Origin of the sequence: Flavobacterium sp. UBA6135 (assembly GCF_002428305.1) — a bacterium.
Lineage (GTDB): Bacteria > Bacteroidota > Bacteroidia > Flavobacteriales > Flavobacteriaceae > Flavobacterium.
Genome location: NZ_DIVJ01000003.1, coordinates 110,431 through 128,063 on the forward strand (window position 1 = coordinate 110,431; position 17,633 = coordinate 128,063).

General features: G+C 34.7%; 31 protein-coding genes. 29 read left to right on the forward strand and 2 right to left on the reverse strand.

All coding sequences use genetic code 11. From position 1 onward, the window contains the following. Together rlmB and B3L86_RS00795 are read right to left on the reverse strand one after the other, a co-directional pair. Positions 1 to 735, reverse strand: coding sequence for a 23S rRNA (guanosine(2251)-2'-O)-methyltransferase RlmB (rlmB, locus tag B3L86_RS00790; protein WP_291113932.1), 735 nt, complete (start codon positions 733 to 735; stop codon positions 1 to 3). Positions 736 to 765: 30 nt separating this feature from the next. Further along, positions 766 to 2,433 (reverse strand): ShlB/FhaC/HecB family hemolysin secretion/activation protein, encoded by a 1,668-nt coding sequence (locus B3L86_RS00795; RefSeq protein WP_291113935.1) that lies wholly within the window; start codon positions 2,431 to 2,433, stop codon positions 766 to 768. Positions 2,434 to 2,680: 247 nt separating this feature from the next. On the opposite strand from B3L86_RS00795, the gene rpsL reads away from it, so the two are divergent. From rpsL to rpsK, 29 genes are all read left to right on the forward strand, one after another. After that, on the forward strand, positions 2,681 to 3,085 hold the full coding sequence (gene rpsL, locus B3L86_RS00800) for a 30S ribosomal protein S12 (protein ID WP_291113938.1): 405 nt from the start codon (positions 2,681 to 2,683) through the stop codon (positions 3,083 to 3,085). A gap of 24 nt (positions 3,086 to 3,109) precedes the next feature. After that, positions 3,110 to 3,586 (forward strand): 30S ribosomal protein S7, encoded by a 477-nt coding sequence (rpsG, locus tag B3L86_RS00805; protein WP_188362680.1) that lies wholly within the window; start codon positions 3,110 to 3,112, stop codon positions 3,584 to 3,586. 10 nt (positions 3,587 to 3,596) lie between these two features. After that, on the forward strand, positions 3,597 to 5,753 hold the full coding sequence (fusA, locus tag B3L86_RS00810; RefSeq protein ID WP_291113943.1) for an elongation factor G: 2,157 nt from the start codon (positions 3,597 to 3,599) through the stop codon (positions 5,751 to 5,753). A gap of 11 nt (positions 5,754 to 5,764) precedes the next feature. Next, positions 5,765 to 6,070 (forward strand): 30S ribosomal protein S10, encoded by a 306-nt coding sequence (rpsJ, locus tag B3L86_RS00815; RefSeq protein ID WP_026710316.1) that lies wholly within the window; start codon positions 5,765 to 5,767, stop codon positions 6,068 to 6,070. A gap of 111 nt (positions 6,071 to 6,181) precedes the next feature. Further along, entirely contained in the window at positions 6,182 to 6,799 is a 618-nt protein-coding gene (gene rplC / locus B3L86_RS00820; protein WP_188362678.1) for a 50S ribosomal protein L3, read from the forward strand. Then, entirely contained in the window at positions 6,799 to 7,428 is a 630-nt protein-coding gene (gene rplD, locus B3L86_RS00825) for a 50S ribosomal protein L4 (RefSeq protein WP_188362677.1), read from the forward strand. Before rplC ends, rplD begins: the two co-directional genes overlap by 1 nt. A 7-nt stretch (positions 7,429 to 7,435) precedes the next feature. After that, a complete protein-coding gene (rplW, locus tag B3L86_RS00830) occupies positions 7,436 to 7,726 on the forward strand; it encodes a 50S ribosomal protein L23 (RefSeq protein ID WP_188362676.1) in 291 nt (96 codons plus the stop codon). 7 nt (positions 7,727 to 7,733) lie between these two features. Further along, the gene (gene rplB, locus B3L86_RS00835; protein ID WP_188362675.1) at positions 7,734 to 8,558 is read left to right on the forward strand and encodes a 50S ribosomal protein L2; all 825 of its coding nucleotides are present in this window, start codon (positions 7,734 to 7,736) and stop codon (positions 8,556 to 8,558) included. A 10-nt stretch (positions 8,559 to 8,568) separates the two neighbouring features. Then, positions 8,569 to 8,847 (forward strand): 30S ribosomal protein S19, encoded by a 279-nt coding sequence (rpsS, locus tag B3L86_RS00840; protein WP_188362674.1) that lies wholly within the window; start codon positions 8,569 to 8,571, stop codon positions 8,845 to 8,847. A 6-nt stretch (positions 8,848 to 8,853) separates the two neighbouring features. Further along, entirely contained in the window at positions 8,854 to 9,264 is a 411-nt protein-coding gene (gene rplV, locus B3L86_RS00845; RefSeq protein WP_188362673.1) for a 50S ribosomal protein L22, read from the forward strand. An 8-nt stretch (positions 9,265 to 9,272) separates the two neighbouring features. After that, positions 9,273 to 10,013, forward strand: coding sequence for a 30S ribosomal protein S3 (gene rpsC / locus B3L86_RS00850; RefSeq protein WP_188362672.1), 741 nt, complete (start codon positions 9,273 to 9,275; stop codon positions 10,011 to 10,013). Between the two features lie 20 nt (positions 10,014 to 10,033). Next, positions 10,034 to 10,453 carry a 50S ribosomal protein L16 gene (rplP, locus tag B3L86_RS00855; RefSeq protein ID WP_188362671.1) on the forward strand — a complete coding sequence of 140 codons (420 nt, stop codon included), beginning with the start codon at positions 10,034 to 10,036 and terminating at the stop codon, positions 10,451 to 10,453. A gap of 14 nt (positions 10,454 to 10,467) precedes the next feature. Then, positions 10,468 to 10,659 (forward strand): 50S ribosomal protein L29, encoded by a 192-nt coding sequence (rpmC, locus tag B3L86_RS00860; RefSeq protein WP_188362670.1) that lies wholly within the window; start codon positions 10,468 to 10,470, stop codon positions 10,657 to 10,659. A 17-nt stretch (positions 10,660 to 10,676) separates the two neighbouring features. Continuing rightward, the gene (gene rpsQ / locus B3L86_RS00865; RefSeq protein ID WP_188362669.1) at positions 10,677 to 10,934 is read left to right on the forward strand and encodes a 30S ribosomal protein S17; all 258 of its coding nucleotides are present in this window, start codon (positions 10,677 to 10,679) and stop codon (positions 10,932 to 10,934) included. 2 nt (positions 10,935 to 10,936) lie between these two features. Further along, complete coding sequence (gene rplN / locus B3L86_RS00870) at positions 10,937 to 11,305, forward strand: 50S ribosomal protein L14 (RefSeq protein ID WP_007803649.1); 369 nt, start codon at positions 10,937 to 10,939, stop codon at positions 11,303 to 11,305. Positions 11,306 to 11,316: 11 nt separating this feature from the next. After that, positions 11,317 to 11,631 (forward strand): 50S ribosomal protein L24, encoded by a 315-nt coding sequence (gene rplX / locus B3L86_RS00875; protein WP_188362668.1) that lies wholly within the window; start codon positions 11,317 to 11,319, stop codon positions 11,629 to 11,631. A gap of 2 nt (positions 11,632 to 11,633) precedes the next feature. After that, entirely contained in the window at positions 11,634 to 12,185 is a 552-nt protein-coding gene (rplE, locus tag B3L86_RS00880; RefSeq protein WP_188362667.1) for a 50S ribosomal protein L5, read from the forward strand. Between the two features lie 3 nt (positions 12,186 to 12,188). Next, complete coding sequence (gene rpsN, locus B3L86_RS00885; RefSeq protein ID WP_112086722.1) at positions 12,189 to 12,458, forward strand: 30S ribosomal protein S14; 270 nt, start codon at positions 12,189 to 12,191, stop codon at positions 12,456 to 12,458. Between the two features lie 141 nt (positions 12,459 to 12,599). Further along, positions 12,600 to 12,998, forward strand: a complete 399-nt coding sequence (rpsH, locus tag B3L86_RS00890; RefSeq protein ID WP_291113955.1) for a 30S ribosomal protein S8 — start codon at positions 12,600 to 12,602, stop codon at positions 12,996 to 12,998. Positions 12,999 to 13,011: 13 nt separating this feature from the next. After that, complete coding sequence (rplF, locus tag B3L86_RS00895) at positions 13,012 to 13,554, forward strand: 50S ribosomal protein L6 (protein ID WP_291113957.1); 543 nt, start codon at positions 13,012 to 13,014, stop codon at positions 13,552 to 13,554. Positions 13,555 to 13,566: 12 nt separating this feature from the next. Continuing rightward, positions 13,567 to 13,920 (forward strand): 50S ribosomal protein L18, encoded by a 354-nt coding sequence (rplR, locus tag B3L86_RS00900; RefSeq protein WP_291113960.1) that lies wholly within the window; start codon positions 13,567 to 13,569, stop codon positions 13,918 to 13,920. A gap of 6 nt (positions 13,921 to 13,926) precedes the next feature. After that, complete coding sequence (gene rpsE, locus B3L86_RS00905) at positions 13,927 to 14,451, forward strand: 30S ribosomal protein S5 (protein ID WP_188362663.1); 525 nt, start codon at positions 13,927 to 13,929, stop codon at positions 14,449 to 14,451. Between the two features lie 12 nt (positions 14,452 to 14,463). Continuing rightward, positions 14,464 to 14,646, forward strand: coding sequence for a 50S ribosomal protein L30 (rpmD, locus tag B3L86_RS00910; protein ID WP_188362662.1), 183 nt, complete (start codon positions 14,464 to 14,466; stop codon positions 14,644 to 14,646). Between the two features lie 11 nt (positions 14,647 to 14,657). Continuing rightward, a complete protein-coding gene (gene rplO / locus B3L86_RS00915) occupies positions 14,658 to 15,110 on the forward strand; it encodes a 50S ribosomal protein L15 (protein WP_291113964.1) in 453 nt (150 codons plus the stop codon). An 11-nt stretch (positions 15,111 to 15,121) separates the two neighbouring features. After that, entirely contained in the window at positions 15,122 to 16,468 is a 1,347-nt protein-coding gene (gene secY, locus B3L86_RS00920) for a preprotein translocase subunit SecY (protein ID WP_291113967.1), read from the forward strand. Between the two features lie 2 nt (positions 16,469 to 16,470). Next, positions 16,471 to 16,686 (forward strand): translation initiation factor IF-1, encoded by a 216-nt coding sequence (infA, locus tag B3L86_RS00925; protein ID WP_026714631.1) that lies wholly within the window; start codon positions 16,471 to 16,473, stop codon positions 16,684 to 16,686. 12 nt (positions 16,687 to 16,698) lie between these two features. Then, positions 16,699 to 16,815, forward strand: a complete 117-nt coding sequence (gene ykgO, locus B3L86_RS00930) for a type B 50S ribosomal protein L36 (protein WP_084139925.1) — start codon at positions 16,699 to 16,701, stop codon at positions 16,813 to 16,815. Positions 16,816 to 16,817: 2 nt separating this feature from the next. Further along, on the forward strand, positions 16,818 to 17,192 hold the full coding sequence (gene rpsM / locus B3L86_RS00935; protein WP_188362659.1) for a 30S ribosomal protein S13: 375 nt from the start codon (positions 16,818 to 16,820) through the stop codon (positions 17,190 to 17,192). An 8-nt stretch (positions 17,193 to 17,200) separates the two neighbouring features. Then, complete coding sequence (rpsK, locus tag B3L86_RS00940) at positions 17,201 to 17,584, forward strand: 30S ribosomal protein S11 (RefSeq protein WP_112086712.1); 384 nt, start codon at positions 17,201 to 17,203, stop codon at positions 17,582 to 17,584. Positions 17,585 to 17,633 lie beyond the last annotated feature (49 nt).

Sequence of the window (17,633 nt, forward strand, 5' to 3'; positions counted from 1 at the left end):
TTATTGTCGCTGTCTTACTATTTCATACAAAAAAGCACCACAAGCAACGGATACATTCAAAGAAGCTATGGTTCCATACATAGGAAGTTTAGCTTTTTCGTCAACAATTTTTAAAACGGATGGATTAACTCCTCTGTCTTCACTTCCCATAATAATGGCCAAAGGCTCATTTAATGATAAATCATAAATTGAATCATCTGTTTTTTCGGTCGCGGCAATTGTTTTTATTCCCGAGCCTTGTAGATAAAAAATAGCATCTTTAATATGTTCCACTTTACAAATAGGAACATTAAAAACGGCACCTGCACTGGTTTTTACGGTATCACCATTTACAGGGGCGGCTCCTTGTTTCCCTATGATAATGCCGTCAACTCCTGTGCATTCTGCAGTTCGGATGATCGCTCCAAAATTTCGAGCATCAGATATTTGGTCTAATACTAAAAATAAAGGTGTTTTGCCACTTTCAACAACCGAAGAAATTAAAGTCTCTAAATCATGAAATGAAACCGGAGCAACCGTTGCAACAGCACCTTGATGGTTTTTTGAAGTCAAACGATTTAATTTTTCTACTGGAACATAAGTAAAATTAACTTTATGACTTTTCATTGTTTTCAATAGTTCCCGCATTAAATCGCCTTGCGTATCTTTTTGCAAAAACACTTTGTCCAATTCTTTGCCAGCTTGAATGGCTTCTATAATCGCTCGTATGCCAAAAATTTGATTTTCTTTTTCCATGGGGTCAAAGGTACAATTAAGTTTAGAAACTTAAAATCTAGATTTAAAACTTATGTGAACAATTGAATTGGATAATTTAAACTCTTGGTTTTTTTCATTACCGTTGGCATAAACAATGTTGAATAGTCCGTTTTTTGTAAACAGACCAAATCCAATTCCTAGTCCAAGTAAAGAAGCACTATTGTTTGTTGATTTATCTTCAAAATAGCCGTAGTCTATGGCGGTATGAGTATAAAATCCAGAGGAAAATGTATAGCGATATTCCGTTAAAAGTGAGGTAAATAAGCTTCCTTGTAAGCTATTCTCATTAAACCCTCTTATTGATCGTATCCCTCCAAATCGAAACAATTCATTAACAATATAGGTATCGCTTTTTAAATAATAATTCTCACTATTGAGTTGGATGCTGTTGTTTTCATTTAAATTAAAAATATGAGTAGCATTCATTGAAATGAAATATTGTTTTTGAGTGTCTGTTATAGTGGTTCTTTCTCCAGTACCAAATTTAAGATTCAAATTTGTTTTTTCGGGAAATAGAAAATCGTCAAACTTGAAATCTTTAAATTCAAATTGTGTGGTAAAAAATGCATTATTAAAATCACTTAATAAAGGCGAAGAGGTGCTTTGAATAGTGCTCGATTGAGTGGATTGATAGCCAACATAAGTTCTAGTATTATAATTAAAAAGGTAACCTAAATCTATAGACGTTTTGGTGTTTTGAAAGGTACTGTCTTGTTTAAAGATATTCAATTCGGATTTTAAGGTTATAGGTGTTTTAAATAAATAAGGAATTTCCAGACCAATATTAAAGGTGGCTTGTTGGTTCCCATCATTTTTCCAATATAAAAATATTTTTTCACCGGAGTTTATTGCGTTTTGTAAAAGTAGATCTACATAACCGTTAAAAATAATCTTACTGTCTTCGTCATTAGAAAACCCAATAAAGCCATCAAATTGATTGGATTTTGCTTTTTCCAAATAAACATAAATTTTTGTAGAATCAGGAGTGAATAATATTTCCGGGTATTTGGTTTGTTTTACAAAAGGAAGCTTATTAAAGTCATTATATATATTGTCAAGATTAAGCTTCGTAAAAATTCTATTTCTATTTATTCGTTGAATGTTTTTTAGATGTCCTTTTGGGAATTTTTCATAACCTAAAACGACTATATCGTTAATTTTCCTTTTCGTTTGTTTGTCTATATATAGGTCTGTACTAATATTGTTGTTTTGAGTTTGAATATTTATCAATTGAGCTTTTGCCAGGGAATAACCTTTTACTTCCAGTTTTTTCAAAAGTTCTTCCATAAAACCTTGCAATTGTTTTGTTTCAATTGTAAATTGATTCGAGGAACTTTTAAAACCTAAGGGTACAAATTCCAAATCAGCATCTTTAATATGTAGCAAAATTGTATTGCTATTATTTTTGAGATTGTATTTGAAGTAAAAAGTAGAATCGTTCGCTTTTAGCGGTTCCGCAATTTGATGTTCAAAATACCCAATTTGAAAGAGTTGATTGGATAGGTTTTTTGAAGCGGTAATTATTTCATTGGCCGTTTTAAATTTTTTGGGATAACCAATAGAATCTATTATTTGAGTTTCTGAATTTGAGTTGCCTTCAATTTTCAAATAGAGCGATTGAGAAAAACAATTTTCAATCAGAAGTAAACAAAATGTAAGATACAATAGGGGTTTCAAATCCAAAATAAATTTTGATAAAAGTAACGTAAAAATTGAAAGAATGGTATTTTATTAAAAGTAATCCGTTCAAGAAAGTATTGAAATCAGGCTTATTTTAGATGAAAAATTGATATTCAAATCAATAAAAATGCTAACCATTAGAAAATAAATAAATTATGATTTGTTTTGCAAAAAATATTTCTTACATTTGCAACCCCTAAAAATAGGGTAATTTTAAAAACAAGAAAATTTTTTAGTATTAATTATGCCAACAATTCAACAATTAGTAAGAACAGGGAGAGCCCAAATAACTAAGAAGAGTAAATCGGCTGCTTTAGATTCTTGTCCTCAAAGAAGAGGTGTATGTACTCGTGTTTACACAACAACTCCAAAGAAACCAAACTCAGCAATGAGAAAGGTGGCAAGGGTTCGTTTAACAAACGGAAACGAGATTAATGCCTACATCCCGGGAGAAGGACACAATCTACAAGAGCACTCGATAGTATTAGTTAGAGGCGGAAGGGTAAAAGATTTGCCAGGAGTTAGATACCATATTGTTCGTGGGGCTTTAGATACAGCTGGTGTAGCCGGTCGTACTCAACGTCGTTCGAAATATGGTGCAAAACGACCAAAACCAGGACAAGCAGCAGCACCCGCAAAGAAAAAGTAAGTTAAAAACTTTTAAAGAAAAGACATGAGAAAAAGACAGGCCAAAAAAAGACCTCTTTTACCGGATCCAAAATTCAATGATCAATTGGTAACACGTTTTGTGAACAACTTAATGTGGGATGGTAAAAAATCAACTGCTTTCAAAGTGTTCTATGATGCAATGGAAATCGTAGAAACTAAGAAACAAGATGCAGAAAAATCGTCATTAGAAATTTGGAAAGATGCCTTGACCAATGTTATGCCTCACGTAGAAGTACGTAGTCGTAGAGTAGGTGGAGCAACATTTCAGATTCCAATGCAAATTCGTCCGGATAGAAAGATATCTTATGCTATCAAATGGATGATTTTATATGCACGAAGAAGAAACGAAAAATCAATGGCAGCTAAACTTGCCTCTGAAATTTTAGCAGCAGCTAAAGAAGAAGGTGCAGCAGTTAAGAAAAGAATGGATACTCACAAAATGGCAGAAGCTAACAAAGCGTTCTCTCACTTTAGATTTTAATTCATAAAAAATGGCTAGAGATTTAAGATACACAAGAAATATTGGAATTGCAGCTCATATTGATGCAGGTAAAACTACAACAACAGAGCGTATTCTATTTTATACCGGAAAATCACACAAGATTGGTGAGGTGCACGATGGTGCTGCAACAATGGACTGGATGGCACAAGAGCAAGAAAGAGGTATTACGATTACTTCTGCTGCTACCACTTGTGAGTGGAATTTTCCAACTGAGCAAGGGAAACCATTGCCGGAATCAAAACCATACCACTTTAATATTATCGATACTCCAGGTCACGTTGACTTTACAGTAGAGGTAAACCGTTCGTTACGTGTATTAGATGGTTTAGTTTTCTTATTTAGTGCGGTTGATGGTGTTGAGCCTCAGTCTGAAACAAACTGGAGACTTGCAGATCAATACAGAGTTCCAAGAATGGGATTCGTAAACAAAATGGACCGTCAAGGTTCTAACTTCTTAAACGTTTGTCAACAAGTTAAAGACATGTTGAAATCAAACGCAGTTGCAATTACATTGCCAATTGGAGAAGAGAATGATTTTAGAGGAGTAGTAGATTTAGTAAAAAACCAAGCTATTATTTGGCATGATGAAACGCAAGGGGCAACTTTTGACATCGTTCCAATTCCAGCTGATATGGTTGATGAAGTAAAAGAATATCGTTCAAAGCTTATTGAAGAGATTGCTACATATGATGAGAATCTTTTAGATAAGTATATGGAAGATGAAAATTCTATTACTGAAGACGAAATTAATACAGCTTTACGTGCTGCAACAATTGACATGGCTATTATTCCAATGATTGCCGGTTCATCTTTCAAAAACAAAGGTGTTCAGTTCATGTTAGATGCAGTTTGTAAATACTTGCCATCTCCAATGGATAAAGAAGGTATCGAAGGAATTCATCCTGATGATGCTGATTTATTAGAAGAAGATCAAAAGAAAATATTGCGTCGTCCTGATCCAAAAGAGCCATTTGCAGCTTTAGCTTTTAAAATTGCAACGGATCCTTATGTTGGACGTTTAGCTTTCTTCCGTGCTTATTCAGGTCGTTTAGATGCAGGTTCTTATATTTTGAACACTCGTTCAGGAAACAAAGAACGTATCTCTCGTATCTACCAAATGCACGCAAACAAACAAAATCCAATCGATTATATTGAGGCTGGAGATATTGGAGCTGCTGTTGGATTTAAGGATATCAAAACCGGAGATACAATGTGTGATGAAAAACATCCTATTGTATTAGAAAGTATGAAATTCCCTGATCCTGTAATTGGTATCGCTATCGAGCCAAAAACTAAGGCAGACGTTGATAAAATGGGTATGGCTTTAGCTAAATTAGCTGAAGAAGATCCAACTTTCACCGTTAGAACTGATGAAGCTTCAGGTCAAACGATTATTTCAGGTATGGGTGAGTTACACTTAGACATTCTTGTAGATCGTATGAAACGTGAATTCAAAGTTGAAGTAAACCAAGGTGAACCTCAAGTTGAATACAAAGAAGCATTTACTAAAGTTGCACAACACAGAGAAACTTATAAAAAGCAATCTGGTGGACGTGGTAAATTTGGTGATATCGTTTTTCGTTTAGGACCAGCTGACGATGTGGATGGAAAACCATTCGTAGGTCTTCAGTTTGTTAACGAAGTAAAAGGAGGTAACGTTCCAAAAGAATATATTCCTTCTGTTGAAAAAGGTTTCAAAGAAGCTATGAAAACAGGTCCTTTAGCAGGATATGCTGTAGATAGTTTAAAAGTTACTTTATTAGACGGATCATTCCACCCTGTGGATTCGGATGCTCTTTCTTTCGAATTAGCTGCTAAAATGGGTTACAAAGAGGTTGCAAAAGCTGCCGGAGCTGTAATTCTTGAGCCAATTATGAAAATTGAAGTAATTACTCCTGAAGAAAACATGGGAGATATCGTTGGAGATTTAAACCGTCGTAGAGGTCAAGTAAACGATATGGGAGACAGAGCAGGTGCTAAGACTATCAAAGCAAATGTTCCACTTTCAGAAATGTTTGGTTATGTTACTACTTTAAGAACATTATCTTCTGGTAGAGCAACATCTACAATGGAATTTTCACATTATGAACAAACTCCTTCAAATATTTCTGAAGAGGTTATCAAAAAAGCAAAAGGAAACGCTTAATTCTTAAGAAAATGAGTCAAAAAATCAGAATAAAATTAAAATCTTACGATCACATGTTGGTTGATAAATCAGCTGAGAAGATTGTAAAAACGGTAAAAAGTACCGGTGCTGTAGTAACAGGTCCAATTCCATTACCTACACACAAAAAGATTTTCACTGTATTACGTTCTCCACACGTTAACAAAAAAGCTAGAGAGCAGTTTGAAGTGAGTTCATACAAAAGATTATTAGATATCTATTCTTCTTCTTCAAAAACAATTGATGCTCTAATGAAATTAGAGTTGCCAAGTGGTGTTGAAGTTGAAATCAAAGTGTGATAAATGTACAGAGACGAAAGTATTAAGTAATAAGACTTTTCTTATTACTTAATACTCTTGTTTTACTACGAAACAAAAAAAAGAATTTTATTAATTATTAATTAGTTTTATATGTCTGGGTTAATTGGAAAAAAAATCGGCATGACTAGCATCTTCGACGAAAACGGGAAAAACATTCCTTGTACAGTAATTGAAGCAGGTCCATGTGTCGTTACCCAAGTCAGAACCAAAGAGGTTGACGGGTATGAAGCGTTTCAACTTGGTTTCGATGACAAAACAGAAAAACACGCTACAAAAGCGGCTATTGGCCACTTTCAAAAAGCGGGTACTTCTGCTAAGAAAAAAGTCGTTGAATTTCAAGATTTTGAAACAGAGTTTAAATTAGGTGATTTAGTCACTGTAGATCAATTCAACGAAGGAGAATTTGTTGATGTACAAGGTGTATCAAAAGGTAAAGGTTTTCAAGGGGTTGTTAAACGTCACGGATTTGGTGGTGTTGGACAAGCAACTCATGGTCAGCACAACCGTTTAAGAGCACCTGGTTCTGTAGGAGCTTCTTCTTATCCATCAAGAGTATTCAAAGGAATGCGTATGGCAGGAAGAACTGGAGGAGAAAATGTAACAATTCAAAACCTTAGAGTTTTAAAAGTGGTAGCAGACAAAAACCTTTTGGTTGTTAAAGGATGCGTTCCAGGACATAAAAACTCTTATGTAATCATTCAGAAGTAATGGAAGTAAAAGTTTTAGATATCAACGGAAAAGAAACAGGCAGAAAAGTTCAACTTTCTGATGCTGTTTTCGCTATAGAGCCTAACAATCATGCTATCTATCTTGATGTGAAACAATATCTTGCTAATCAAAGACAAGGTACTCACAAAGCAAAAGAAAGAGCTGAGGTTACAGGAAGTACTCGTAAAATTAAGAAACAAAAAGGTACAGGTACTGCTCGTGCAGGAAGTATCAAGAATCCATTGTTCAAAGGAGGAGGTACAGTTTTTGGTCCAAGACCAAGAAGTTATTCTTTCAAATTGAATAAAACTTTAAAAAGATTAGCTCGTAAATCAGCTTTCTCTCAAAAAGTAAAAGATTCAGAATTGGTAGTACTAGAAGATTTTAATTTCGAAACTCCAAACACAAAGAATTTTATTACAATATTGAAAGCCTTAGGGTTGGAGAATAAAAAATCTTTATTTGTGTTGGGTGATTCAAATAAAAATGTATATTTGTCGTCACGCAATTTAAAGGCCTCTAAAGTTGTAACAAACTCAGAATTAAGCACTTATGCGATTTTAAACGCAAATAAATTAGTGCTTCTAGAGAGTTCTTTGGAAGGAATTGAAGAAAATTTAAGTAAATAATAGAGCCATGAGTATCATTATTAAGCCAATCATAACAGAAAAAGTTACTAAACAAACTGAGTTAGCTAACCGTTATGGTTTTGTAGTGGAAAAGAAAGCTAACAAAGTGCAAATAAAAAATGCTATTGAAGCCGCTTATGGTGTAAATATTGTTGCTGTAAACACTATGAATGTAAGACCAGATCGCTCGGTTAAATACACTAAAAGTGGTTTAATCAGTGCTAAAACAAATGCTTATAAAAAAGCAATTGTTCAAGTAAGCGAAGGAGAAACTATTGATTTTTATAACAATATCTAATTAAACAATGTCAGTTAGAAAATTAAAACCTATTACCCCGGGTCAGCGTTTTAGAGTTGTTAATGGTTTTGACGCCATTACAACTGATAAGCCGGAGCGTTCATTACTCGCACCGAAAAAAAACTCTGGAGGTAGAAATAGTCAAGGAAAAATGACCATGCGTTATACGGGCGGTGGTCACAAACAAAAATATCGTGTCATAGATTTTAAAAGAACTAAAGATGGAATTCCAGCTACAGTTAAATCTATAGAGTACGATCCAAACAGAACTGCATTTATTGCATTATTGAGTTATGTTGATGGTCAAAAGACGTATATCATTGCTCAAAATGGTTTGCAGGTAGGACAAACAGTAATGTCAGGTGAGAATGCATCTCCGGAAATTGGTAACACACTTCCATTGAGCAAAATTCCTTTAGGTACTGTTATTTCATGTATTGAGTTACGTCCGGGTCAAGGAGCAACAATTGCTCGTTCAGCCGGTACATTCGCTCAATTAATGGCAAGAGATGGTAAATATGCAACGATAAAAATGCCTTCAGGTGAAACAAGATTGATCTTGCTTACTTGTACAGCAACTATCGGTGCGGTATCGAATTCAGACCACCAATTAATCGTTTCCGGTAAAGCCGGTAGATCAAGATGGTTAGGTAGAAGGCCAAGAACAAGACCAGTTGCTATGAACCCTGTTGATCATCCAATGGGTGGTGGAGAAGGACGTTCATCAGGAGGTCACCCACGTTCTAGAAAAGGTATTCCAGCTAAAGGTTATAGAACTCGTGCCAAAGCCAATCCGAGTAATAAGTATATTGTTGAACGCAGAAAGAAATAATTAGATAGATATGGCACGTTCATTAAAAAAAGGACCTTTTGTTCATTATAAATTAGAGAAGAAAGTTCTGGAAAATGTTGAGAAATCAAACAAAGGTGTAATCAAAACATGGTCAAGAGCCTCTATGATTACTCCGGATTTCGTAGGACAGACTATCGCAGTTCACAATGGTCGTCAGTTTGTTCCTGTATATGTAACAGAAAACATGGTAGGACATAAATTAGGAGAATTTTCACCAACAAGATCTTTTAGAGGTCACGCTGGAGCTAAAAATAAAGGTAAAAAATAAGAAGTTATGGGAGTTCGTAAAAGAGAAACAGCAGATGCGAGAAAAGAGGCTAATAAGTCTATTGCTTTCGCTAAATTGAATAACTGCCCTACTTCACCTAGAAAAATGCGTCTAGTAGCAGACTTGGTAAGAGGTCAGAAAGTGGAAAGAGCACTAAATATTTTAAGATTTAGTCAAAAAGAAGCTTCAAGAAAGTTGGAGAAATTATTGTTATCAGCTATTAATAACTGGCAACAAAAAAATGAAGAAGGTAACTTAGAAGAAGCGGCTTTATTTGTAAAAGAGATCAGAGTAGATGGTGGTGCGATGTTAAAAAGACTTCGTCCTGCACCTCAAGGTCGTGCACACAGAATAAGAAAACGTTCAAATCACGTAACAATCGTGCTTGGAGCTAATAATAACACACAAAGCAATTAATAATTAAGATGGGACAAAAGACAAATCCAATAGGGAATAGACTTGGTATCATCAGAGGATGGGACTCTAACTGGTATGGTGGAAATGACTACGGTGATAAAATTGCCGAAGATTATAAAATCAGAAAGTATATTCATGCTCGTTTATCAAAAGCTAGTGTATCAAAAGTAATCATCGAGAGAACTTTAAAACTTGTAACCGTTACTATCACTACTGCAAGACCTGGTATCATTATCGGAAAAGGCGGTCAAGAGGTAGACAAGTTGAAAGAAGAACTTAAGAAAATTACTGACAAAGAGGTTCAAATTAACATCTTTGAAATTAAAAGACCTGAGTTAGATGCTTATTTAGTTGCAACAAGTATCGCTCGTCAAATCGAAAGCCGTATTTCATACAGAAGAGCTATTAAAATGGCTATCGCAGCAGCAATGCGTATGAATGCAGAAGGTATTAAAGTTTTGATTTCAGGTCGTTTGAATGGTGCTGAAATGGCACGTTCAGAAGGTTTCAAAGAAGGAAGAATTCCTCTATCAACTTTCAGAGCAGACATTGATTATGCTTTAGCTGAAGCTCACACTACTTACGGTAGAATGGGAATCAAAGTATGGATCATGAAAGGTGAAGTTTACGGAAAGAGAGATCTTTCTCCACTTGTAGGTATGGATAAAAAACAAGCTGCAGGAAGTGGAAAAGGTAATAACTCTAATGGGAAACCAAGCGGTAAACCAAACCAACGCAAAAGAAAGTAATTTTTTAAACTAAAGAAAAAATGTTACAGCCTAAAAGAACAAAATACCGTAAGGTACAAAAGGGTAGAATGAAAGGCGTTTCTCAAAGAGGGCACGAACTTTCTAACGGAATGTTTGGGATTAAATCTTTAGATTCTGCTTTCTTGACTTCTCGTCAAATCGAGGCAGCTCGTATCGCCGCAACTCGTTTTATGAAAAGAGAAGGTCAGTTGTGGATTAAAATATTTCCAGATAAACCAATCACTAAGAAACCACTAGAAGTACGTATGGGTAAAGGAAAGGGAGCCGTAGAATATTGGGCTGCCGTTGTTAAACCCGGAAGAATAATGTTTGAAGTAGGAGGAGTTCCTTTGTCAGTAGCAAAAGAAGCATTACGCTTAGCTGCTCAAAAACTACCTGTTAAAACAAAATTCATTGTTGCTAGAGATTTCGAAGCATAATATTATTTAAAATTATGAAACAATCAGAAATTATTAGTCTGTCTACAGCTGAGTTACAAGAACAATTAAGTCAGTTACGTAAAACATACACCGACCTAAAAATGGCTCACGCTATTTCTCCTATTCAAAATCCTTTACAGATTAGAGCAGTGAGAAGATCAGTAGCAAGATTGGCAACTGAAATTAGTAAAAGAGAGTTACAATAATTGTATACTGCTGAAAGATGGAAAAAAGAAATTTAAGAAAAGAAAGAGTTGGTGTTGTTACTAGCAACAAAATGGAAAAATCCATTGTTGTTTCTGAAACAAGAAAAGTAAAACACCCGTTATACGGTAAGTTCGTGTTGAAAACTAAGAAATATGTTGCACACGACGAAACAAACGACTGTAACATTGGAGATACTGTAAAGATCATGGAAACACGACCTTTATCAAAATCAAAATGTTGGAGATTAGTTGAAATCATTGAAAGAGCGAAATAATTATGGTACAACAAGAATCAAGATTAAAAGTAGCAGACAACACTGGAGCAAAAGAAGTTTTGACTATCCGTGTTTTAGGAGGAACGAAACGTCGTTATGCCTCTGTTGGAGATAAAATTGTAGTGTCTATTAAAGATGCAACACCTAACGGAAACGTTAAAAAAGGTGCAGTATCCACTGCAGTTGTTGTACGTACCAAAAAAGAAGTGAGAAGAGCTGATGGATCTTACATTCGTTTTGACGATAACGCTTGCGTATTGTTAAACGCTGCAGGAGAAATGAGAGGAACTCGTGTTTTTGGTCCGGTTGCCAGAGAACTTCGTGAAAAACAATTCATGAAAATTGTATCATTAGCACCTGAAGTGCTTTAATTCGATTAATGATGACAAAATTAAAAATTAAAACTGGAGACGTAGTAAGAGTTATTGCAGGTGACCATAAAGGTACCGAAGGTAAAGTTTTACGTGTTTTCCGTGATGCAAATAAAGCGATCGTTGAAGGTACAAACATGGTTTCTGTTCACACTAAACCAAGTGCAAAAAACCCTCAAGGTGGAATCGTAAAGAAAGAAGCTCCTATTCAAATTTCAAATTTATCTTTGATTGACCCAAAGTCAAAAAAAGTAACTAAAGTTGGAATCAAAGTAGAAGGAGATAAGAAAGTAAGATTTGCAAAAAAATCTAATCAAGTATTATAGTGATGGCTTATATACCTAGACTAAAAGAAGAATATAAAAGCAGAGTTATTGCTGCTTTGAAAGAAGAGTACGGTTACAAGAATGTAATGCAAGTTCCTAAATTGGAAAAAATTGTTGTAAGCCGTGGAGTTGGAGCTGCTGTATCCGATAAAAAATTAGTTGATTATGCAGTTGATGAATTGACTAAAATTACAGGACAAAAAGCAGTATCTACAATTTCTAAAAAAGACGTTGCGTCTTTTAAATTAAGAAAAGGAATGCCAATTGGTGCCAAAGTAACTTTACGTGGTGAAAGAATGTATGAATTCTTAGACAGATTGATTACATCTTCATTACCTCGTGTTAGAGATTTCGGTGGTATCAAAGCAACTGGTTTTGACGGAAGAGGAAATTACAATCTTGGAGTACTTGAACAAATCATTTTCCCTGAAATTGATATTGATAAAGTAAACAAAATTTCAGGAATGGATATTACCTTTGTAACTTCTGCTAAAACAGATAAAGAAGCAAAATCATTATTGACAGAACTAGGTTTACCTTTTAAAAAGAATTAAGATATGGCTAAAGAATCAATGAAAGCCCGTGAGGTGAAGAGACAAAAAACGGTAGAAAAGTATGCTGAAAAACGCAAAGCTTTATTAGAAGCTGGTGATTATGAAGGTTTACAAAAATTACCAAAAAATGCCTCTCCAGTACGTTTACACAATCGTTGTAAATTAACAGGAAGACCTAGAGGGTATATGCGTCAATTCGGTCTTTCACGTGTAACATTCCGTGAAATGGCTAACCAAGGATTAATTCCAGGTGTAAAGAAAGCTAGCTGGTAGTTAGTTTATTTCAGCAGATAATTGTACATTTGCCAGCTTTTAGCAGGTAACGTACAATTATCTACTTTAAAAAAATGTGTTTAATGGTTTCAGGTTCAGCGGAATAGTTCCTCTGAAAACCGTTGCCAAAATTTTATAAATATGTATACAGATCCTATTGCAGATTATCTAACAAGAGTTAGAAATGCAGTGAAAGCAAATCACAAAGTGGTTGAGATTCCTGCTTCGAAACTTAAAAAAGAAATCACAAAAATTTTATTCGATCAAGGATATATTTTAAGTTACAAGTTTGATGACAGTGGCGTTCAAGGCTCAATCAAAATTGCTTTGAAGTATGATAAAGATACTAAAGAGCCGGTAATCAGAGATATCCAAAGAATTAGTAAACCAGGTTTACGTAAATATGCAGGTTCTTCAAACTTGCCAAGAATCTTAAACGGTTTAGGAATTGCTATTGTTTCAACTTCAAGAGGAGTTATGACAGGAAAACAAGCTAAACAGTTAAATGTTGGTGGAGAAGTAATTTGTTACGTATACTAAAAAAAGCTAAAAGATGTCAAGAATAGGTAAAAATCCAGTTGCAATCCCGGCAGGAGTTACTGTTGAAGTAGCAAATAATGTGATTACAGTTAAAGGAAAATTAGGTCAACTTACACAAGAATACTCAGATGTTGAAGTGAAAGTTGAAGAAGGTCAAGTATTAGTTGAGAGATCATCAGATCACAAAGACCAAAGATCGAAACACGGTTTATACCGTTCATTAATCAATAACATGATTAATGGCGTATCTACAGGTTTTACGAAGGAATTAGAGTTAGTAGGTGTGGGTTACAGAGCATCTAATCAAGGTCAAAAATTAGATCTTGCTTTAGGTTTTTCTCACAATATCGTTTTAGAAATCGCTCCAGAAGTAGTTTTGGAAACAGTTTCTGAAAAAGGTAAAAACCCAATCGTGAAATTAACATCATATGACAAACAACTTTTAGGTCAAGTTGCCGCTAAAATTAGAGGTTTCAGAAAACCAGAACCTTACAAAGGAAAAGGTGTTAAGTTTGTTGGAGAAGTATTAAGAAGAAAAGCAGGTAAATCAGCTTAAAAAAATAAGATTATGTCATTAACAAAATCTGATAGAAGACAAAGAATCAAATTCAGAATTAGAAAAATTGTTGTCGGAACATCCGCAAAACCAAGACTTTCTGTATTCAGAAGCAACAAAGAAATCTACGCTCAACTAATTGATGATGCAAACGGTACAACTTTGTTAGCAGCTTCTTCAAGAGATAAAGAAGTAGATTCTAAAGGTACTAATGTTGAAAAAGCTACTGCAGTTGGAAAACTTGTAGCAGAAAGAGCATTAAAAGCTGGGATAGAAAATGTAACCTTTGATAGAGGAGGTTATTTATATCACGGAAGAGTAAAATCATTAGCCGAAGGTGCAAGAGCTGCCGGACTTAAATTCTAAGAAAATATGTATCAGAATTATAAAAACGTAGAACTAGTTAAGCCTAGTGGTCTTGAATTAAAAGATCGTTTGGTTAGTGTAAATCGTGTTACCAAAGTAACAAAAGGTGGTAGAGCATTTGGCTTCTCTGCAATTGTTGTTGTAGGTGATGAAAATGGAGTAGTAGGTCACGGACTAGGAAAATCTAAAGATGTATCAGAAGCTATTGCAAAAGCAGTGGAAGATGCAAAGAAAAATTTAGTAAAAATTCCTTTGAGTGGTCAATCAGTTCCTCACGAACAAAAAGGTAAATTTGGTGGAGCACGTGTATTTTTAATGCCTGCATCTCACGGTACAGGAGTTATTGCTGGTGGTGCTGTTCGTTCAGTACTTGAATCAGTAGGGATTCACGATGTATTATCAAAATCTCAAGGATCTTCAAATCCACATAATGTGGTAAAAGCTACTTTTGATGCATTATTGCAAATGAGAAGTGCTTACACTGTTGCAAAACAAAGAGGAGTATCTTTAGAGAAAGTATTTAAAGGTTAATTCAAGGAAATTATGGCAAAAATTAAAGTAAAACAAGTAACAAGCAAAATCAATTGTCCTCAAACTCAAAAGAGAACATTGGAAGCTTTAGGATTACGTAAGTTAGGTCAAGTTGTAGAACATGATGCAACTCCTGCTATCCTTGGAATGGTAAATAAAGTTCAACACTTAGTTTCTGTTGAAGAAACTAAATAACACAATTCATTATGAATTTAAGTAACTTACAACCTGCTGAAGGTTCAACACACAATCAGAATAAAAGATTAGGTAGAGGAGAAGGTTCTGGAAAAGGTGGTACTGCGTCTCGTGGTCACAAAGGAGCAAAATCTCGTTCTGGTTATTCTAAAAAGATTGGATTTGAAGGTGGACAAATGCCACTTCAAAGACGTGTACCAAAGTTTGGTTTTAAAAATATCAATAGAGTAGATTATCAAGGTGTAAATCTTGATACACTTCAAGCCTTGGTAGACAATGGAATTGTAACAGATACAGTTGATTTTTCTGTACTAGTTGCAAACAGATTAGCTACTAAAAATGAACTAGTAAAAGTTTTAGGAAGAGGAGAACTTAAAACAAAATTAAAAGTAACCGCTCATAAATTTACTGCAACTGCAAAAGCCGCTATTGAAGCTGCTGGTGGAGAAGCCGTAACTTTATAATTTTCTTGTATATGAAGAAATTTTTTGATACACTCGCTAACGTTTGGAAAATTGAAGAACTAAAAAACAGAATTTTAGTTACTTTAGGTTTACTTTTAGTTTATCGATTTGGTGCACAAGTAACATTACCTGGTATTGATGCCACAAAATTGGCAGGTTTGGCAGATCAAACCTCCCAAGGAATTGGAGGATTATTAGATATGTTTACGGGTGGTGCTTTTTCACAAGCGTCCGTGTTTGCTTTAGGAATCATGCCTTACATTTCTGCATCGATTGTGGTTCAGTTAATGGGTATTGCAGTTCCGTACTTACAAAAATTGCAAAAAGATGGTGAGAGTGGAAGAAAAAAGATTAATCAAATTACACGTTGGTTAACAATTGCAATCACACTTGTTCAAGGTCCGGGTTATATCTACAACTTATACAGAACATTACCGTCAGACGCTTTTTTACTTGGATTTAATTCGTTTTCGTTCTTATTCTCTTCTGTAATTATTTTAGTAACCGGTACTATATTTGCAATGTGGTTGGGTGAAAAAATTACTGATAAAGGAATTGGAAATGGAATTTCACTTTTGATTATGGTAGGTATTATTGCCAGATTACCACAATCATTTATCCAAGAGATCACTTCTACATTGACCCAAGGAAATGGTGGCCCCGTACTTTTAGTATTTGAAATTATACTTTGGTTATTGGTTATTATTGCTTGTATCTTACTTGTAATGGCTGTGAGAAAGATTCCTGTTCAATACGCTCGAAGAACAACTTCAGGTGATTTTGAGCAAGATATGATGGGAGGAAACAGACAGTTTATTCCATTAAAATTGAATGCTTCTGGAGTTATGCCAATCATTTTTGCACAAGCAATTATGTTTATACCGGCTGCCGTTGCAGGATTGTCAGATTCAGAAACTGCTCAAAGTATTACCGGTCAATTCAGTAATATGTTTGGACTAGCGTATAATATTGTATTTGCAACATTAATAGTTGTATTCACCTATTTTTATACTGCAATCACAGTACCAACAAACAAAATGGCAGATGATTTAAAAAGAAGTGGCGGATTTATTCCCGGTATCAGACCAGGAGTAGAAACTTCAGATTTCTTAGATAAAGTGATGTCTTTAATTACTTTCCCAGGTTCATTATTTTTAGCTTTAATCGCTGTGTTCCCAGCAATTGTTGTAAACTTAATGAATGTTCAACCTAACTGGGGTATGTTTTTTGGAGGTACATCATTGTTAATTATGGTTGGGGTTGCAATTGATACAATTCAACAAATCAATTCATACTTGTTGAACAGACATTATGATGGTTTAATGAAAAGTGGCAAAAATAGAAAAGCAGTAGCTTAATTATGGCAAAACAATCAGCAATAGAACAAGACGGAAGCATTATTGAAGCATTATCAAATGCAATGTTTCGCGTAGAGTTAGAAAACGGTCACGTTGTTATTGCTCATATTTCAGGAAAAATGCGTATGCATTACATCAAGTTATTACCAGGTGATAAAGTGAAACTGGAAATGAGTCCTTACGACTTGTCCAAAGCAAGAATTACTTACAGATATTAAAGCTTATTCAAAATGAAAGTAAGAGCATCAGTTAAAAAGAGAAGTGCCGAATGCGTAATTGTACGTAGAAAAGGTAGATTGTACGTTATTAACAAAAAGAATCCTAGATTTAAACAAAGACAAGGATAATTATGGCAAGAATAGCAGGGGTTGATATACCCAAAAACAAAAGAGGAGTTATTGCATTAACCTATATCTTTGGTATCGGAAAAAGCAGAGCTATTGAGATTTTAGAGAAAGCTCAAGTTAGTCAAGACAAGAAAGTTCAAGATTGGAATGATGACGAAATCGGAGGAATCCGTGACGCCGTATCATACTACAAGATTGAAGGTGAATTGCGTTCAGAAGTTTCTTTACACATCAAACGTCTTATGGATATTGGATGTTACAGAGGAATTCGTCACAGATCTGGTCTTCCATTAAGAGGACAAAGAACTAAGAACAATTCTAGAACAAGAAAAGGTAAAAGAAAAACTGTTGCTAATAAGAAAAAAGCAACTAAATAATAAGTAATATGGCTAAAGCAACAGCAAAAAAACGTAAAGTTATCGTTGAATCAACGGGTGAAGCTCATATTAATGCAACTTTCAATAATATTATTATCTCTCTTACCAACAAAAAAGGAGAAGTAATTTCTTGGTCATCTGCCGGTAAAATGGGTTTCAGAGGATCAAAAAAGAACACCCCTTATGCAGCTCAAATGGCAGCAGAAGATTGTTCTAAAGTTGCACTTGAGGCAGGTTTGAAAAAAGTTAAAGTGTATGTAAAAGGACCAGGAAACGGACGTGAGTCTGCTATCCGTTCAATACATAACGGTGGAATTGAAGTTACAGAAATTATTGATGTAACACCAATGCCACACAACGGATGTAGACCTCCAAAAAGAAGAAGAGTATAATTTTAGCTGAAATTAATTCAGCAATTTATAAGTTTAATTAAGTATAACA

Excerpts from the sequence above, each read along its gene's own strand:
- rpsL (WP_291113938.1), top strand. The coding sequence starts at position 2,681 with ATGCCAACAATTCAACAATTAGTAAGAACAGGGAGAGCCCAAATAACT.
- rplB (WP_188362675.1), top strand. The coding sequence starts at position 7,734 with ATGTCAGTTAGAAAATTAAAACCTATTACCCCGGGTCAGCGTTTTAGA.
- rpsE (WP_188362663.1), top strand. The coding sequence starts at position 13,927 with ATGTATCAGAATTATAAAAACGTAGAACTAGTTAAGCCTAGTGGTCTT.
- rplC (WP_188362678.1), top strand. The coding sequence starts at position 6,182 with ATGTCTGGGTTAATTGGAAAAAAAATCGGCATGACTAGCATCTTCGAC.
- rplR (WP_291113960.1), top strand. The coding sequence starts at position 13,567 with ATGTCATTAACAAAATCTGATAGAAGACAAAGAATCAAATTCAGAATT.
- rpsG (WP_188362680.1), top strand. The coding sequence starts at position 3,110 with ATGAGAAAAAGACAGGCCAAAAAAAGACCTCTTTTACCGGATCCAAAA.
- rplW (WP_188362676.1), top strand. The coding sequence starts at position 7,436 with ATGAGTATCATTATTAAGCCAATCATAACAGAAAAAGTTACTAAACAA.
- rpsC (WP_188362672.1), top strand. The coding sequence starts at position 9,273 with ATGGGACAAAAGACAAATCCAATAGGGAATAGACTTGGTATCATCAGA.
- rplV (WP_188362673.1), top strand. The coding sequence starts at position 8,854 with ATGGGAGTTCGTAAAAGAGAAACAGCAGATGCGAGAAAAGAGGCTAAT.
- rplN (WP_007803649.1), top strand. The coding sequence starts at position 10,937 with ATGGTACAACAAGAATCAAGATTAAAAGTAGCAGACAACACTGGAGCA.
- rpmD (WP_188362662.1), top strand. The coding sequence starts at position 14,464 with ATGGCAAAAATTAAAGTAAAACAAGTAACAAGCAAAATCAATTGTCCT.
- fusA (WP_291113943.1), top strand. The coding sequence starts at position 3,597 with ATGGCTAGAGATTTAAGATACACAAGAAATATTGGAATTGCAGCTCAT.
- rpsK (WP_112086712.1), top strand. The coding sequence starts at position 17,201 with ATGGCTAAAGCAACAGCAAAAAAACGTAAAGTTATCGTTGAATCAACG.
- rpsJ (WP_026710316.1), top strand. The coding sequence starts at position 5,765 with ATGAGTCAAAAAATCAGAATAAAATTAAAATCTTACGATCACATGTTG.
- rlmB (WP_291113932.1), bottom strand. The coding sequence starts at position 735 with ATGGAAAAAGAAAATCAAATTTTTGGCATACGAGCGATTATAGAAGCC.
- rpsQ (WP_188362669.1), top strand. The coding sequence starts at position 10,677 with ATGGAAAAAAGAAATTTAAGAAAAGAAAGAGTTGGTGTTGTTACTAGC.
- secY (WP_291113967.1), top strand. The coding sequence starts at position 15,122 with ATGAAGAAATTTTTTGATACACTCGCTAACGTTTGGAAAATTGAAGAA.
- rplF (WP_291113957.1), top strand. The coding sequence starts at position 13,012 with ATGTCAAGAATAGGTAAAAATCCAGTTGCAATCCCGGCAGGAGTTACT.
- rpsS (WP_188362674.1), top strand. The coding sequence starts at position 8,569 with ATGGCACGTTCATTAAAAAAAGGACCTTTTGTTCATTATAAATTAGAG.
- rpsH (WP_291113955.1), top strand. The coding sequence starts at position 12,600 with ATGTATACAGATCCTATTGCAGATTATCTAACAAGAGTTAGAAATGCA.
- rplO (WP_291113964.1), top strand. The coding sequence starts at position 14,658 with ATGAATTTAAGTAACTTACAACCTGCTGAAGGTTCAACACACAATCAG.
- rplX (WP_188362668.1), top strand. The coding sequence starts at position 11,317 with ATGACAAAATTAAAAATTAAAACTGGAGACGTAGTAAGAGTTATTGCA.
- infA (WP_026714631.1), top strand. The coding sequence starts at position 16,471 with ATGGCAAAACAATCAGCAATAGAACAAGACGGAAGCATTATTGAAGCA.
- rpsM (WP_188362659.1), top strand. The coding sequence starts at position 16,818 with ATGGCAAGAATAGCAGGGGTTGATATACCCAAAAACAAAAGAGGAGTT.
- ykgO (WP_084139925.1), top strand. The coding sequence starts at position 16,699 with ATGAAAGTAAGAGCATCAGTTAAAAAGAGAAGTGCCGAATGCGTAATT.
- rpmC (WP_188362670.1), top strand. The coding sequence starts at position 10,468 with ATGAAACAATCAGAAATTATTAGTCTGTCTACAGCTGAGTTACAAGAA.
- rplD (WP_188362677.1), top strand. The coding sequence starts at position 6,799 with ATGGAAGTAAAAGTTTTAGATATCAACGGAAAAGAAACAGGCAGAAAA.
- rplE (WP_188362667.1), top strand. The coding sequence starts at position 11,634 with ATGGCTTATATACCTAGACTAAAAGAAGAATATAAAAGCAGAGTTATT.
- rpsN (WP_112086722.1), top strand. The coding sequence starts at position 12,189 with ATGGCTAAAGAATCAATGAAAGCCCGTGAGGTGAAGAGACAAAAAACG.
- rplP (WP_188362671.1), top strand. The coding sequence starts at position 10,034 with ATGTTACAGCCTAAAAGAACAAAATACCGTAAGGTACAAAAGGGTAGA.